At 40.8% G+C, this 667-nt stretch carries 1 protein-coding gene; it reads left to right on the top strand.

Features of this window, described 5'->3' with window-relative positions:
- Positions 1-191: 191 nt before the first annotated feature.
- Positions 192-667, top strand: a 476-nt coding sequence (gene uspE / locus R8N49_RS27660) for a universal stress protein UspE (protein ID WP_318190522.1), incomplete at its 3' end; no start/stop codon positions are given.

The following is a 667-nucleotide window of genomic DNA, read 5'->3' as shown; positions in this document are numbered from 1 at the left end:
ACAAAAGAGTAATCTCGCTTACTTATTGATGTAGCTCGAAAATGAGCTACATCATGTTTCTCATAAAATCCCTTCGAAAGTCCTCAAAAAGTTCTCCAAACTAAGCTACAGTAAAAATATACGAAGAGTCTCCAATTTACTGATTTAACTTGTTTTCAGTATTTGGTTTCGCAACATAAGTGGGCTTAGTTATGAGTATATACAGTAAGATTCTTGTTGTTGCTGACATCAATAATGATGAACAGCCTGCACTCGCTAGAGCGGTTCAATTAGCTCAAAAGAGTGTATCCAGAAGCCGAATCACCTTCTTCTTATCCATCTACGATTTTTCCTATGACATGACCTCAATGCTGTCAGTCGATGAAAGAGATGCGATGCGTCGCGGCGTTATCCATCAACGTGAGCAGTGGATGCGTAAGATTGCTCAACCGTACTTAAACGATAGCTTCGATTTTGATGTTTGCGTTGTGTGGCACAACCGTCCTTACGAAGCAATCATTGCTGAAGTATATGCTGGTGGGCACGATCTTCTAATCAAAGGGACACGTAAACACGATGTTTTAGAGTCTGTGATTTTCACGCCGACAGACTGGCATTTATTACGTAAATGCCCTATCCCTGTACTTTTGATCAAGAACTCGGATTGGCCGGAGCAAGCTAATATTCT

This window comes from Vibrio sp. 1978 (assembly GCF_033344345.1).
Note: the sequence above shows the minus strand (reverse complement) of the source record. Positions and strands in the feature narration are given on the sequence as shown.